The organism is bacterium, assembly GCA_026416715.1.
Taxonomy (GTDB): domain Bacteria; phylum UBP4; class UBA4092; order JAOAEQ01; family JAOAEQ01; genus JAOAEQ01.
In genome coordinates this window covers 23549-38871 of record JAOAEQ010000001.1, presented here as the reverse complement: position 1 = coordinate 38871, position 15323 = coordinate 23549, and the positions used below count along the sequence as shown (strand labels likewise).

Sequence of the window (15323 nt, the reverse complement as noted above, 5' to 3'; positions counted from 1 at the left end):
AGCGCTCCATCAGAATTGGAGGTATTCTTTTGTAATTAAATTTTGGTATTTTTCTGAAATAGCTGATAAGGACTGCGAAACCTTTTTTCTTACCAAAGATATTCCCAGGCATAATCCCATAAATCCCAGAAGACAAAAAAATATACCAAGCCGAAATTGGAGCGCAAAAACACAGTTTTCGCATTTTTAGTATTTAGAGTGCAACTGGATTGAGAGTGGAGAGAGAGATATAGGATATCCGATATCCCTATATCTCCCTCCGGTTACAATCAAAATTAAAGCACCAGTCGGTGCCATTTTGGCATGGGTGGATAAAGTGAATTTGAAATCAAAATGAATGGAATTTATAAGCTGATTATCCAGCTAGTTTTAGCAATCGGTCTATCCGGTCGGAACCAATCGCATCTACTCCAATATCGAGCATCTTCTTGATATCGTTTTCTTCATTGATAGTATATACCATAACCCCAAGCCCACGCTGATGCGCAGTATGTAATAATTTCGGAGTTAACGCGTTCCCATTGATTCCGATACAGTTCGCAAATGCGGTTAAGGTTCGGTTGATAATGGTATGTGGAACTATAACTTCTTTCTCCAGCGGATTAACCCAGAATAAATGGAGAATAGATAAGTTCGGGTTCAGTTGTTTCGCGAGTTTTATATATTCGGAATGGAATGAAAAGATAACCACTTGGTCGACCATATCGAATTGTTCAATCAGTGGCACTGCTTTTTCCGCAGTACCTTCTGCTTTCAACTCAACCATAACCATCGTTCTATCTTTGGCTAATTCTAGTGCTTCAGCGAGTGTTGGGATTCGTTCCCCTTGATATTTTGTATCGAACCAGGAGCCGGCATCCAGTTTCTTTATTTCTGATAAAGTAAGTTCTTTAACCCTCCCTTTACCATTAGTCGTTCGGTCAACTGTATCGTCATGGATAACAATCAGTTGGCCATCTTTGCTTAAATGCACATCGAGTTCGAATGCATCCGGATTTAATTCAATCGCTTTTTGGAACGAAATCAAGGTATTCTCCGGCGCAATCCCGGAAAACCCACGATGCGCGATACAAATCGGTCTATGCATAGGAAATGATTACCCAGATTTTTCTATTGGAGCGGAAACATCGATGAAATCTACGATTCCTACTATCGCAATATCTACCGGCATATCCCGGTCAGGATGGGCAACCGCAGCATCGCCGCCAGTAACATAGTATACCGTTTCGTCCATTCCAACCGATGCGGTATGGTCGGTAGCAATAATCGGTTTTCCAACCGGATTACGATTTTCATCTAGCGGTTGGACAATGCAGATTTTCGTTCCCGCTAAACTCGGGTCTTTCTGTGTTGCAACGATAACGCCAATAATCTTCCCAATGTCCATAATTACACCAAATTCTGAATCCGAATCTCGAAATCTGAAATAGAATCGGAATCTTTTACCGCACAGAACGCAGAAGGCACAGAGAACTATTTAACGGAATAAACTCTTTTCTCTACGGTCTTTGCGGTCTCTGCGGTTAAAGTCTTATGATTTCTATTTCTCGAACTTTTTATAAACCACTTTTCCGTTTAATTCGACAGTATCAACAATACCCATAATCACCGCATCAATCGGTTTATCTTTACTAACTGCCGTGAGCCGTGCAGAGCTACCGGTAGCAATAAGTACTATTTCATTATCACCAGCCCCAACTGAATCCAGCGCAACCTGAAACGAATTCATCGGTTTCATTTCAACGTCATATTGCTGAACAATGAGCAGTTTCCCTCCGGTAAGTTTCGGGTCTTTCTGCGTTGATACCACGGTGCCAATAACTTTCCCTAAAATCATTGTTTACCTCAAACAACATATTATGTCCACCGCAGAGCACATAGAGGTCACTGAGATTAATTCTTCATATTTACCATCAAAAAATTCTTTTCTCTGTGGTTTCTGCGGTTATATTTTGCTGGTAATAATTGTAATCAAATCAGCGAAGTTCTGCAAACGAATTCTGATATTTTCCACAGGCATACCGTATTTTACTCTATAATAGTATATAATAAATAGTTAAACCAAATCTCATTAGATTACGTCTTGTTAATAAATAGGGAGTTTCAAACCAATGAAGAGACGCATAGTTAACCAAATTAGTTCTTTGTTATTTTTATTGAGCTTAATCACCCCAGTTTTCACTTTTGCGCTAAGTGATTCTACGACAACATTAGCACTCGGTTCGTATCAGAATTTATCGCTTGACCAATGTATCCAAATAGCGTTATATAACAACCTAGATATGCGCTCAGCTCGGGAACAGCTGAAAATCAGCGAATCGAACTATCGGATTACGAAAAGTAAAACGGATGTAAAAGGAACGGTTAGTGGAAAAGAAAGTTTTTCCGGCGACGGAGATACCGTATGGGCAGATAATGCGGGAATTTCGTTATCGAAATATTTCATTACCGGCGGTACCGCTAGTTTAACCGGAGATATTGACCATTCCCAAAACGGTGATGCCGAATATAGTTCGAGCGCAACGTTATCGTTCTCGCAACCATTATTGAAAGGTTACGGTGGAACGAATGCTTATTATACTGCGCTCGGTCGGAAAATCTATGATGAACAAATTGCTATCTCCCGAACATTACAGAGTAATAAACGATCGCTCATCTATAGTGTAACCGCTGCGTTTTATGGTCTAATCGGGGCACAGCGGTCAATCAAAATCGCCGAAGATGCAGTTGATGAATCGCAACGGCTGCTCAAAGCTGCGCAGACGAAAAAAGAAGAAGGATTGGTAGCGAAAATAGATGTTATTCGGGCAGAAGTTCAGCTAGCGCAAACTCAAGCGCGGTTAGTAAGTGCGAAACGGAATTATGAAAGTGCGTTAGATAATTTTGTCAATCTGCTCGGGTTAGAGTTGGGTACGCCATTAACCATAGATACTACGATAAACTATGTTGTGCGAACAGTGAATCTCGATAGTTCACTGGCGCTAGCGTATCGGAATCGGACGGATTACCGCGCAGCTGAACTCACCCTAGCGCTTGATGCAATAAAATTGAAAATTGCGAAACGGGAGTTATTGCCGGAAATAAATTTTGATGCTAGTTATAGCCGGTCAGATAGTGGAACAGATTTTGGTGATGCGTTTAGTTTATCGAATTCAAGCTGGGCAGCGTCATTATCTTGGTCAGTTCCGTTATGGCAGAACCGATTCTCATTAAAAGAAAGCTATCTACAAGCGGTAGCACAGCAGAAACTTGATGAAATTGCGTTTGAAGAAACGCGGAGAAGTATCGCGCTCGAAGTTAGACAGGCGATACTCGGTGTTCTTGAAGCGCAGGAGAATTTATCGATTCTTGAGAAAAGCGTTGCGGCTGCGGAAGAAAGTTTACGTTTAGCAAAATTAAGTTATGAAGAAGCGTTAGTTTCATATCTGGATGTGGTCAGTGCACAGAATAATTATACCGAGGTGCAGAATAGTTATACGAATGCTTTAATTAGTTATTTGAGAGCAATTGCGAACCTCGACCGGGTCACAGCATCCGACCCGCATTTATGAAAATAGAACCAAATTCGAATATCGAACATTGAACATTGAAACAATAGCAGCACAACGCGGTTATTAGATTCAAGCAAGATTACAAACATGAAACCAATGAATCAAATTCTGCGTTTTTCTTAAACTATGAAGAAGAAAATCATTTTAATTAGCTGTCTGGTAGGGATAGTTGCTCTCATTGTGGTGGTATATTTTTATCTAAACAAACATGGTAAAAGACCAACGAATATTGCTACAACGGTAGCGAAAAAAGGTGAATTTTTAATTGTCGTTAGTGAAGTCGGTAAACTTGATGCTGCTAAATCGGTTAATATCACTGCAAACACGCAGGGGAAAATTGTAAAAATGGTTCCTGAAGGAACAGCGGTTAAAAAAGGTGATCCAGTTGTCTGGTTAGATACAACCGAAATCGAAAAGCAGATTAAAGATTTAGAAGCAAACCTGAAATCAGAAGAAGCGAATTATCAGAAAACAGAAGAGAATGAACGGTTAAATTTATATCAAAATGATATGAGCGTGAAATCAGCAAAATCGCAACTAGCAAACGCCCAAGCGGAATTAGAAAGTGCACGAACCAAACTTGCGCGCACCCAACGGTTATTTGATGCGCAACTTACTCCAGAAACCGCTTTAGAAGAAGCGAAACTTGCGGTGCTTGGCGCAGAATTGGCGGTACAGAATGCGGAAATAGCACTGGCGAAAGCGGAAGAAACCCGCAAATCCGGTGAAATATCTTCAAAAATCAATTTGCAACAAGCGAAAGCGAGTGTTGCTGAAGCGCAACGGCGGTTGCAACAGTATCAAGACCAACTGAAAGATGCAACATTGACTGCGCCGAGCGATGGGATTGTGGTGTATAGCACGAACTGGCGCGGCGGTACTTTCGGGAAAGTTCAAGAAGGTGACCAGGTCTGGCCAAGAATGAATATCATGACAATTCCAGATTTATCGAAAATGGTTGCGATTGTGCAGGTTGATGAAGTTGATATCTCCCGAATTAAAAATGGGCAAGAAGCAATCATCCATGTTGATGCGCTACCGGATTTGGTTTTGAAAGGGACGGTTTCGCGAATTGCAACCTTAGCGGTAGATAAAGGAGCTGGTGATGCCCCGTTTTGGATGCAGAGAGAAGCGAGTGGCGTGAAAGTGTTTGAAGTAGTTGTTGATGTTGAACCATCGGGTGCTTCGAATGATTTACGACCTGGGATGACCGTGAAAGTAGATATTATCATTGACCGGTTCACAAATGTGGTTACGGTTCCATTAGAAACCGTGTTCGAGTATAAAGATAAAAAGGTAGTCTATGTAATGAGTAGCAAGGTGCCGGTTCGTCGGGAAGTAATCCTTGGGAAAAATGATGGGAATTATGTGATTATCGAAAAAGGATTAAACGGCGGAGAAACGATCTGTTTACGTGATCCAACGAAAGAGTTGAAAGAACCGGGGTTGCCGAAGAAGCTAGAATCACAACCGAGTCCATCACAAATGGGTAGCGCTCCAACAGGAATGCCAACGGGGTCACCGGTTGGTCCTCCACCAGGTATACCTGGTGGAAGACGCGGTGGTGGCGGTAGAGAAAGATAACAATAGAAATAATAGCGGATAGACTGGAGATAATTATTAGTAGATTAGAAAAATTCAAAATAATCTCCGATTACCCAGTGATACGTATCGAGCTCAAGAATTTAATGTTTGCAATAGGTTTCACGCTGTCAATCTTTGAACTACATTAATGAAACTACGCCATTTATTTATTTCATTTATTCTTATCATCATCATTTCATTCGCGGTATATCGGTTTATTCCACGGAAACAAATTCAAAAAACAGACGCTGCCACGGTTATCGCAAAGCAAGGTGAGTTCGTGGTTGCGATAAATGAAACCGGAGTGATTCAAGCGTTGCGTTCGGTAACCGTAACTGCGCCGCAGATACCACGGTCGTGGGGTGCATTGAAAATCACGAAAATGGTTCCGGAAGGTAGTTTTGTCAAAGCTGGTGAACCGATAGTATGGTTTGATGTAACGGATTTAGACCGCCAAGTGAAAGAACAGGAGTTTCGGTATCAACAGCAACAGGCGAATTTGCAAAAGACTCTCGAATCACAACGGTTAGCGCGGGCGAAACGGTCGTTGAATTTGCAAGAAGCGAAAGCAAACTTAGATTATGCAAAAGTCCAACTCGAAGAAGCGAGAAAGAAATATGAAAAAATGCAGCGATTAGCGAAACTAGAATTAGTTCCACTTCGGCAGGTAGAAGATACTGAATCTGCGTATCGTCGTGCGCAGCTGCGGGCAGAAACCGCAGAAGCGAATTATCTGAAAGCATTAGAGTCGGAGAGTACGGATGAAATCGTTAAGGAAATTGATATTCAGTTGACTGAAGATAGAGCGCGCCGGTATGAAAAAGACTATAAAGAATTAATGGAATCATTAAGTAAAACTACGGTATTTGCGCCAGCTGACGGATTAGTGGTTTATTTGAAGACTTGGCGTAGCGGGCGAATGCAGCCGATTAAAGAAGGTGACCAGGTCTGGCCGGGAAACGATATTTTGATGATTCCGGATTTGCGCGAAGTAGTCGTGATGACACAGGTTGATGAAACTGACCGGCAGAAAGTTTATATTGGTCAACCGGTGCGCGTTCGACTTGATGCGATACCCGATTTGATTCTCTACGGTACCGTGACTCAGATTGGAAATTTAGCTATTGACCGAACCCGATCGCAAGGAGCAGGTTATGTTTCAGAAGAAGAATCGAGCGGATTTAAGGTGTTTGAAATAACTGTTAAACTTGATAAATCCGATACTCGGCTTCGTCCGGGAATGACGGGTAAAGTGGAGATTATTTTAGATACGGTTCCACAAGCGGTATATGTACCGATAGATGCGGTAGTAACTGAACAAGGGAAACAAATTGTCTATGTCAAGAAAAAGGATGGGAAACGGGAACGGCGTGAAGTAACGTTGGGTAAGGAAAATGATAAATTTGTTATGGTTACCCGAGGGCTGCAAGGTGGCGAAGAGATATTGTTACCGCAGGAAGAAGCAGAATAGGATAGATAGGCAATAGTTGAGCAATTTGGTACTAGCGATTTGAAAGAGTCGATAAAAAAACATGCAATGTAAAATATTCAATGAGCAAATTTTAATTTAAAATGAAAATTAAATATTGAATATTGAATATTTATTGAGAGTTTTCAAGGTTTTCTTTTCGAACTGCTAACTTGAATCTATGAATATCAGTGAAAGTATCCAACTTGGGTTACGAGGGATATTAAGTCATAAACTGCGGTCGTTATTAACGATGTTGGGTGTGATTTTCGGAGTAGCTGCGGTGATTGCGATGGTAAGTATTGGAGAAGGCGCCCGGCAAGAAACAATTCGCCAGATTGAATTGATGGGGACTAATAATATCCTGATAAAAAAAGTTGAGCTGGAAGGACCGGAAAAAGAACGGGCAAAACAACTTAGTCCGGATGGTCTGACCTTAGAAGATGCCCAATATCTATCAAGTTTAACCAATCTGATAGTCTATTCAGTTCCGGTGAAAGAAGTGAATTCAAAAGCGCGGCTCGGTCGGAAATTTCCGAAATCGCGAATTGTTGGAACCAGTCCGCAATATCCTATGTTAACCAATTATCCGGTTAAACAGGGAAGATTTTTGAATAACGACGATATTGCTGAAGAGCGGAAAGTAGCGGTGCTTGGTGCAGAAGTTGCAAAACAGTTTTTCCCGTTAGAAAATCCGATCGGGAAAGAAATTAAAATCAGTAATAGCTGGTATACGGTAATTGGTGTTATGCAAGACCGGCGAGTATCGCAAAGTATCGCTGCGGCTAGTTTACGTGATGTCAATAAAGATATTTATATTCCAATTAGCACTGCGATAATGCGGTTTGGCGGGTCGAAAGGATTAAACGAAATTAATATCCAGGTGACTGATTCTGAGCATATTAAAGAAGTGGCGAATTTAATTAATGCTGCGTTATCGCGACGACATAACGGTATCGGTGATTATGACTTGGTTATCCCAGAAGAATTATTGAAACAGAGCCAACGGACTCAGCGGATATTTAATATCGTTATGGGCGCAATCGCTGGCATCTCGCTATTAGTTGGCGGTATCGGAATAATGAATATCATGCTGGCAACGGTAACCCAACGAACTCGAGAAATTGGGATACGTCGTGCGGTTGGCGCTTCCAAACGCGATATCCTTGGTCAGTTTCTGATAGAATGTTTAATCATCAGTATCATCGGCGGATTGATTGGTGTTCTCCTAGGTGTTGGATTAGGCCAAGCGATAACCTTCTATGCAAAATGGACGACGATTGTCAGTATGAAAGCGATAATCATGGCGTTCGGTATTTCTGCTGGGGTAGGGATTATTTTTGGCATGTATCCTGCACGGAAAGCAGCGGAACTCGACCCGATTGATGCACTTCGTTACGAATAAGACTATCTTACCACAGAGTTCGCAGCGTACGCTGAGAACCATAACTTCATATATTCTTACCATCTTAACAGCAATCATTCATCTTCTCTGCGGTTAAAAGCTTTTCTGCTTCTGCTCGGATTTTCTTTTCGATATCTGGTTTATAGAACATTGCCACTAAAGGAATCTCTCCTTCAATAAGAACTTGGTTGTCTTCAACGATTATCTTCCCGCAGAAATTCATACCTAAAGCCAGAAAGCTGAATTTGCCAATATGCCCGTTCCATTCTTCTTTAACCTCGCGGATATGTTCTCGATTTTCTGATTTCAGTTTAGTTAACCGCGATTTAATCCGTGATAACGCTTTTGCTCGGCTAAGGTGATGCGGAATAGTAAGACTGATGTTTGGCATAATCGGTTATTCCTATACTACATCATTTTACTATAGAACACCACCTAATAAAAGTTGACTGACTAGGCAAAAAACAGGTAGAATAAAAGCGGGGTTATCTATCAGAAAGGAAAATAATGGTATGGAATTGATTGATGCACATCAGCATTTATACAGTGAACCGAATGCGGTCGAAACCTTGGTTAACATTGCTAAAAAGAACGGAATAAAAAAAGTCTGTTTATCCGCTTGCGGTGAACAATATTCCCAGCCGGGGAATGATGCGGTACGGGAGGCGTTTCAGAAATATCCAGAGTTTATTGTAGGATTTGGGTATATTCGGCTTGGTATCGATGCGCCATCCCGAGTAGATTATCTTTATGAAGAAGGATTTAAAGGACTTAAAATTATTAATCCCCGTAAGCCGTATAATGAAAAGGAATACTATCCGATTTATGAAAAAGCGGCAAAGTATCGAATGCCGATTTTATTTCATACCGGAATCGCAGCCCGAATTCCAACGGATAAAGATTACGGTACTGATTCGGCAACAATGCAACCAATATATCTAGATGGAATTGCGCGTGCATTTCCGGAGATACCTATTATCGGCGCTCATCTAGGTACGCCGTGGTTTGATGAAGCGTGTTGTGTAGCTGCGATGAATCCGAATGTATATTTCGATTTAAGCTGGGCGATATTTTCGCTAGTAGATAAACCGCCATCATTTTTCGATAATCTCGTCTATTGGAAACAAGCGCAATCAAAATTATTATTTGGCGTTGACGCTGCGTATGAAAAAATCCCACATGTTATTGAAGTATATACGCAGTTTATGCAAAATTTAGCGTTCTCACAAGAGTTAGTCAACCAGATATTGGTTGGTAATATTGAGAAAATCCTCGGTAACCGATAAACCACAGGAAAAGAAATACGCTAAAATTATTATCATACAGGAAAATGAATTAATAATCAAAATTTATGCGGTTAACCTATTTTGTGGTAGTTGGTTTTATTGGTTTATACGCATCGGGAGTCGGAGCATATCAAACCCAGAATGTATTTGTCGTTGTTATAGATGGTGCCCGGTATACTGAAACGTTTGGGGATAATTCATCGAATGTTGACCATTGTCTTATCCCGCATATCTGGAACGACCTCCGACCACTCGGTTCGATTAATACCAGCTTCTATAATCTCGGGATAACGGTAACCAATTCCGGGCATGCTAGTATCGAATCTGGTACGTGGCAGGATATAGCTAATGACGGAACCCAACGGCCATATCATCGGACATTTTTTGAATATTACCGCGAGCAACAGGGAATTGACTCTACTTTAACCTGGGTGGTGGTGGGAAAAGGGAAATTGAATATCCTCTCCTATAGCACAACAACCTCAGGATACGATGGCGCTCCATATGGCGCGATGGTTGCCGCAAATGGTACCGATAATGAAATTTTCGATAGACTCACTACGATTATGAACCTTTATCATCCAAAACTGGTTTTGGTTAATCTTGGTGATGTAGATGTTGCCGGTCACTCCGGTAATTGGAGTAGTTATACTAGTGCGATTTTCAATGCAGACCGTCTCGTTTATAATCTCTGGAGTAAAATCACTTCCGATACTTACTATCGGGATAATACTGATTTAATCATAACAAATGACCACGGTCGGCATGGCGATACCCACGGTGGATTCGCTCACCACGGAGATGACTGCGATGGATGCCGGCATCTAATGTTTTTAGCAGTAGGTCCGGATTTCAAAAAGAATTATGTTAGTAATAAAATCCGATCGCAAATCGATATCTGCCCAACGATAGGTTGGATTTTAGAGTTCACTCCAACTCAAGCGACCGGAATACCTATGGCTGAATTATTAAATGTTATCCCAATTGAACTGATTGATTTTGAGGCAATTTTAGAATAAACTCTGGCTATTTAAGAATAATACTACGCTTGCTTTAATTTTATCAAATCAACTTAAATTCCATATACCCCCCAATTTTGCATTAGCAACAATTAATGGACTAATATCCGATACTCTGAATGCTCTGGATGACGCTTCTCTCCCCTATCTGAAGATAGGAGCTAGTTTGTTCCGAGGAGTGAATAGCCCTGAGATTTATCTCGGAGAAAAAAGTGCATACATAAATCTTGGGGTTTTAACCCCGAATTCCCTGATTATGCAAGAGTTGATATAAGAAAAGAAGAACGCCTATTGCAAAATTTGGCATAAAATAACTTATTTTATTGATACATGGTAGATTTAATCTCGTAACTAATTTTTAATTAAATATGTCTTATTTATCAGAGTTGAGTTTAAACGAGTCAAATTCGTCGGCAAGGTAGGTAACCGCAATGGTATGTGTTCCTGCAGGTAGGAAAAGTTGGATTTTGCCAGTTGCAGAATTATATTTCCAAAGGTTGCTTCCTGATGCTTGCAGAATTCCATTGATATAAATTTCTTTCGGCTCACCAAGGGGGATTAAGTCAATCGTAGCGTCTTTTGTAACTGCTAGTTGCAGGTTAGCGTGATTCTTTTCGATTTCACCTAATATTGTCACTGGAGTAGTCGAATTAAACATACTCATTCCCAGCATTTTAACTTCTCTACCTTCAAGCAGGAATAACCGATTAACTTTCCCCGTGGTAGATAACCCGATAACCGCTCCTTTGCCGGTAAACGAATATCCCCGATATTCGAGTTTATTTATCCCCGAATCCCGAGAGAGAAGATAATGATAATATTGTTCCGGTAATTGGATTGTTCCACCAAGCCAATTCGAGGTAGAAATAGGCATAATATTTAGTTCAGTAGTATCTCCGAGAGGAGTTAGATATATTGCAGCGAGCCACGTCATCGCTTCTTTTTTAATACACGGTTGGTTCGTATATTGTTCCGGATTGCCGAACGTTGATGCATTCACCCAGTCAATTTTAGCATCTAAGCGCGGATACGCTGAGAAATGGTATTGGTCTGGAAAGTCGGTTGGTTTCGGTCGTTCTGCTAGAGGATAGAATCCTGATGATAAGGTATAACTTAAACTCTCAGGATTTAGGAATTGCAACGACAATTTCGCTTTCTTGCCAATAATTTTAACTCGTTTTTCTTCTTTCTCAATGGAAAATGGATAGCTCGAATGGAGCAACCAATCATATCGAACCGGCTGACTACTAGCGACGTTGTCATAGATAAAAAATAACCTGTTATCGAGAGCAATAATATACCTAACGAAATGAGTTAATCGGCTACTATATATTTCCGGACTTGAAGCATCTCCTGCGAAATATGCCATAGTCCCGAGATTTAAAAATTGCGTAATGCTGCCATCCGCGCCGGGTGTGTATATCGCTTGACCATAGCCATCAACTAAAATGGTATTATGTGCCTTTGTCTGAACTGTCCAACCGCGATGATGCGGGCTGCCATAATAATTCCCCTTGCCGGTATCGTAGTAGCCGGAATCAATCAGCAATGGGTCACCATAACCGTAGAAAACAAAGCTATTTTGGTCAGGATGCGCGTGCCCCGCCCGTCTCCCAAAATATGGACCGGATTTAAATGCGAGCATCGTTTCATCAGGATTTGTCATATCCGAATGATATACCACAATTCCTGAATCGCGGTATACTGAAGTATTCGGTAGATTTATCGGTGCAAATGATGGTAAACTCGGGTCATCCCAGAGATAAAAATATACATGCCAAGTTCTAATTGGAGATCTAATAATTTCTTTCGCATACCATTGCGCAAGGTTATCTTGATATCGACTGGCAAGTCGCAGCATAATCAGTGCATCAAATTCGTTCGGTGGACGAGATTTGCTATCACCAAAAGGAACCCCTAAACTTTGTGGGGGATGCGTAACTATTTTATATCGTGCGGTATGCTGCAGCCATGGATATGCATATAAATCCAGCCCGGTAGCGCTCCGTAAACAATCGAGCCATTGGAAAACGAAAAATAAAGTATATGACCAATAATCTATCCCTTCGTGCCAATCTCCATCTTGTCCGCCGAGACAAAGGAATACACCGCAATAAAGTTGTTTGGTATATTCAACCCAATCTTTTGCTTCCGCAAGCTCGTTGTATACCGCCAGTCCAGCGATACCAAGCGCAGACGCATTGAACCAAGGATGATTATTTGTCGGGTCAGCTTGCATTGGATTAAGATGTGCTGCCATCTGTTCAGCTCGTGAAACAATGCAATTCCGAATTAGCTGTCGTTCTTCCGGAGTTAGATAGTCATAGAGCCAATCATAACCGATGGATAGACTATACAAGAGCGCTTGCGCAGCGTGGTCGCAGCTTCTAACCGCGGTTGAACCATCAATATCCCATTTCGATACCTCCAACATAATCCGTTTCGCATTCTCCGCGGAAACGGTATCTTCGCTTAACAGATAATGGAACGCACTTAAGATAATATGGTTCTGAGCCGCTCCGCTTTTATCAACCATGTTCCGCCAATATTCATAATTCCAGATTCCATTAGGATATTGTTCCGGTTCTTCGGGAACGAAGCAATATGAGATAGTACGAACGTAATTATCAATCGTTAACCATAACTCTTTTTTTACTCCTGACTTTTCATTTCTGTATGTCGTCATTATATCTGGAGTGATATATAAATACGGATGCGATTGATTGATTCTCTCCGGTAAATGCGGCGGAATAAATGCGCGTGAATGCTTAGTCACCAGAAATGATATCACCGAAGAATATTCTAATTTTTTATTGCTACGATATTCCAACCGTGCATACCATCGGCCGGTATCGAGAAGAGCATCAGGAGTAAAATAATTCTGGGAGATATGATAGCTATATACCGTTCCTGAAAAGAATAATGAATCTTGCGAATATTGAATAGTATAGGAATCAATCCCGGGGATTTTCTGCCAGTTGAAAAACGGCGGATTCGCGGTAACCAGTTCTCCGTTTTTCGGCCAGAAGAAGGATTCAAGCCTAGCTACTTCTTTTATTGTTTTATCTATTTGGATTTCACTGAATTCAATAATCACTATTTCATCCGATTTTGGAATGATATTTTTCGACTCGACTTTAGTTGAAGATTGATATCCCTTTAAGGATAAATTTTTAGAACTCTCGGCTAAATCCGGGTCAAAATATTTATTCTGGCGAGTATGTAAATTCAGTTCAATCGTTTTGATTTTCATATCCGAGTTCGGAATCGTATAATTGAACGTGCGGAAATCGTTGCGGGATAACGTCACGGTATGCCATTCGTCAGGAGTCGGACGATGTAGGATAACGAAATAGGGTTCCCCTTTTAGGGGGATTAACGTAACCTGGAGGTAAAGGATTTCTCGATTGGTATGAATCTGGTATCGAAATGAAAAAAAAGTTTTTTCTTTAACGGACAAATCAACCTTTTTCTGGATAACTAATTGATCGTATACATTTTTCGCAATTTTTGTCGCTTTCCATTCTTGTTCGCTCTGAACCAAAACGGTTTCAGGCGATAACGGTTTCCAAACCTCTTTAGCAAAAAGAATGGTGGGGACAAGAAGGAAAACGATTAGGATAATAATTTGCAATCGCATACAAATTAACCAAAGTTATTAATTTCAATATGCTTATTTTCCCTGCAAGAATTTATCCGCTTTGCTGACAATATCATTAATTGCCTGTTCCGGCTTCTTTTGATTCAGGAAAACTAAATCCAGTTCCGGGCGGAAAATCGTTTCTAAAAATTCGTTATAGTTGGTCATTCGCGGTGCGGGTTCCGCATAAGCTAAGGCATCAATGAACAATTTAATATGTTCCGGTGGCGGACTGCAGTAAACGGTCGATAACGCTACTGATTTTAACGCCGGAACAGAATTCTTTTTTGCGCCAGTGATAGATAATACTTTTTCTGAAGAATAGAATTTCATAAATTCCCAGGTTTCATTCGGATGCTTGGTTCCAACCCACATACAATTCGCTTCCGCCTGTAATCGCGATGCCCTTCCTTGTTTCCCTTTCGGGAACGGACAGATATCCCAATCGAACTCTTTTACCTTAGTTAATTCAACTACTTGATAGGTTCGACCAACGAACATCGCAATTTTACCGGTCGCAAAGAGATTTTCACCCTGAATCCCTGCACGGTCACGCATCTGCTCCTGCGTCGGGCAGACTTTATATTTGGTTTCGATATCTGCAACGAACTTTAAACTTGCGACTGCTTCTGGAGTATTCAAGATACATTTTTTTAAATCTGGACTAAAGAGTCTAACGCCGTTACTTCGTGCAACCAATAGATAATCCGGTCGCAAACAGCCGAATTGGTCTGGTTTACCATCGTGGTTAGTATCTTTCGTGAGCTTTTTTGCTGCGGCTAAGAAATCGTCCCAAGTCCAGTTCTCGTTTGGATACGGCAGGTTCGCGGCATCAAATAGATTCTTATTATAGTAAAGTGCATCGGTATCGAATTGAACCGGTAAACCATAAATACCACTCTCAAACGTAAATGCGTTTGTAACTTCTGGAAAATAAGCATTTAAATCCAGATTATCAGCGTTAATCAACGGGGTTAAATCCGCTATGACGTCTTTTTCAACTAACGGGGTCATATTTTCATCGTTCCAGAGGAACACATCCGGCGCATCACCGCCCGCGAGCATAATCAAGAGTTTCTGCAGCCCGCTGGTTGAGGTCTCGATTTTTAAGTCGATATTCGGGTATGCTTGCTCGAACTTCTGTTCAATCTGCTTTAGATACTTCTGCTGTTCCGGCATAACCTCATACGTCAGATAGCGGATTTTAACCTTTTTATTTCCCTGTTCAATTGGTTTACCGCAACCGATGCATAATAATACGAGAACATATACCCCTAATATTTTAATATAGGAACTCATATACATTAATTTAACCGCAGCGTTCGCAGCGCTCGCAGAGAATTTTATGTTTTCTCCGTAAACTTAGCGTT

The 15323-nt window shown here is 41.0% G+C and carries 12 protein-coding genes; 6 read left to right on the top strand and 6 right to left on the bottom strand.

The features are described from left to right. Positions 1-355: 355 nt before the first annotated feature. The 3 genes from N3A72_00145 to N3A72_00135 form a co-directional block, all read right to left on the bottom strand. Positions 356-1087 carry a glycerophosphodiester phosphodiesterase family protein gene (locus tag N3A72_00145; GenBank protein ID MCX7918021.1) on the bottom strand — a complete coding sequence of 244 codons (732 nt, stop codon included), beginning with the start codon at positions 1085-1087 and terminating at the stop codon, positions 356-358. Between the two features lie 9 nt (positions 1088-1096). After that, entirely contained in the window at positions 1097-1387 is a 291-nt protein-coding gene (locus N3A72_00140) for a EutN/CcmL family microcompartment protein (protein ID MCX7918020.1), read from the bottom strand. Between the two features lie 153 nt (positions 1388-1540). Beyond that, entirely contained in the window at positions 1541-1837 is a 297-nt protein-coding gene (locus N3A72_00135; protein MCX7918019.1) for a EutN/CcmL family microcompartment protein, read from the bottom strand. Positions 1838-2111: 274 nt separating this feature from the next. On the opposite strand from N3A72_00135, the gene N3A72_00130 reads away from it, so the two are divergent. From N3A72_00130 to N3A72_00115, 4 genes are all read left to right on the top strand, one after another. Continuing rightward, on the top strand, positions 2112-3551 hold the full coding sequence (locus tag N3A72_00130) for a TolC family protein (GenBank protein MCX7918018.1): 1440 nt from the start codon (positions 2112-2114) through the stop codon (positions 3549-3551). Between the two features lie 126 nt (positions 3552-3677). Next, positions 3678-5135, top strand: coding sequence for an efflux RND transporter periplasmic adaptor subunit (locus tag N3A72_00125; protein ID MCX7918017.1), 1458 nt, complete (start codon positions 3678-3680; stop codon positions 5133-5135). 148 nt (positions 5136-5283) lie between these two features. Next, a complete protein-coding gene (locus tag N3A72_00120; GenBank protein ID MCX7918016.1) occupies positions 5284-6606 on the top strand; it encodes an efflux RND transporter periplasmic adaptor subunit in 1323 nt (440 codons plus the stop codon). Between the two features lie 178 nt (positions 6607-6784). After that, positions 6785-8008: an ABC transporter permease gene (locus tag N3A72_00115; GenBank protein MCX7918015.1), complete on the top strand. Its 1224-nt coding sequence runs from the start codon at positions 6785-6787 to the stop codon at positions 8006-8008. 64 nt (positions 8009-8072) lie between these two features. Here the strand turns inward: N3A72_00115 and N3A72_00110 are convergent, their stop codons facing one another. Further along, positions 8073-8399: a polyhydroxyalkanoic acid system family protein gene (locus tag N3A72_00110; GenBank protein ID MCX7918014.1), complete on the bottom strand. Its 327-nt coding sequence runs from the start codon at positions 8397-8399 to the stop codon at positions 8073-8075. A gap of 121 nt (positions 8400-8520) precedes the next feature. On the opposite strand from N3A72_00110, the gene N3A72_00105 reads away from it, so the two are divergent. Both N3A72_00105 and N3A72_00100 read left to right on the top strand, forming a co-directional pair. Beyond that, on the top strand, positions 8521-9294 hold the full coding sequence (locus N3A72_00105; protein ID MCX7918013.1) for an amidohydrolase family protein: 774 nt from the start codon (positions 8521-8523) through the stop codon (positions 9292-9294). A 65-nt stretch (positions 9295-9359) separates the two neighbouring features. Further along, the gene (locus N3A72_00100; protein MCX7918012.1) at positions 9360-10313 is read left to right on the top strand and encodes a hypothetical protein; all 954 of its coding nucleotides are present in this window, start codon (positions 9360-9362) and stop codon (positions 10311-10313) included. Positions 10314-10686: 373 nt separating this feature from the next. On the opposite strand, the gene N3A72_00095 is transcribed toward N3A72_00100, so the two are convergent. Both N3A72_00095 and N3A72_00090 read right to left on the bottom strand, forming a co-directional pair. Next, positions 10687-13953, bottom strand: coding sequence for a DUF4962 domain-containing protein (locus N3A72_00095; protein MCX7918011.1), 3267 nt, complete (start codon positions 13951-13953; stop codon positions 10687-10689). Positions 13954-13986: 33 nt separating this feature from the next. Further along, positions 13987-15252: a sugar ABC transporter substrate-binding protein gene (locus tag N3A72_00090; GenBank protein ID MCX7918010.1), complete on the bottom strand. Its 1266-nt coding sequence runs from the start codon at positions 15250-15252 to the stop codon at positions 13987-13989. Positions 15253-15323 lie beyond the last annotated feature (71 nt).

Bases quoted from the DNA above. Each gene is read 5' to 3' on its own strand.
- N3A72_00145 (MCX7918021.1), bottom strand. From the start codon at position 1,087: ATGCATAGACCGATTTGTATCGCGCATCGTGGGTTTTCCGGGATTGCG.
- N3A72_00140 (MCX7918020.1), bottom strand. From the start codon at position 1,387: ATGGACATTGGGAAGATTATTGGCGTTATCGTTGCAACACAGAAAGAC.
- N3A72_00135 (MCX7918019.1), bottom strand. From the start codon at position 1,837: ATGATTTTAGGGAAAGTTATTGGCACCGTGGTATCAACGCAGAAAGAC.
- N3A72_00130 (MCX7918018.1), top strand. From the start codon at position 2,112: ATGAAGAGACGCATAGTTAACCAAATTAGTTCTTTGTTATTTTTATTG.
- N3A72_00125 (MCX7918017.1), top strand. From the start codon at position 3,678: ATGAAGAAGAAAATCATTTTAATTAGCTGTCTGGTAGGGATAGTTGCT.
- N3A72_00120 (MCX7918016.1), top strand. From the start codon at position 5,284: ATGAAACTACGCCATTTATTTATTTCATTTATTCTTATCATCATCATT.
- N3A72_00115 (MCX7918015.1), top strand. From the start codon at position 6,785: ATGAATATCAGTGAAAGTATCCAACTTGGGTTACGAGGGATATTAAGT.
- N3A72_00110 (MCX7918014.1), bottom strand. From the start codon at position 8,399: ATGCCAAACATCAGTCTTACTATTCCGCATCACCTTAGCCGAGCAAAA.
- N3A72_00105 (MCX7918013.1), top strand. From the start codon at position 8,521: ATGGAATTGATTGATGCACATCAGCATTTATACAGTGAACCGAATGCG.
- N3A72_00100 (MCX7918012.1), top strand. From the start codon at position 9,360: ATGCGGTTAACCTATTTTGTGGTAGTTGGTTTTATTGGTTTATACGCA.
- N3A72_00095 (MCX7918011.1), bottom strand. From the start codon at position 13,953: ATGCGATTGCAAATTATTATCCTAATCGTTTTCCTTCTTGTCCCCACC.
- N3A72_00090 (MCX7918010.1), bottom strand. From the start codon at position 15,252: ATGAGTTCCTATATTAAAATATTAGGGGTATATGTTCTCGTATTATTA.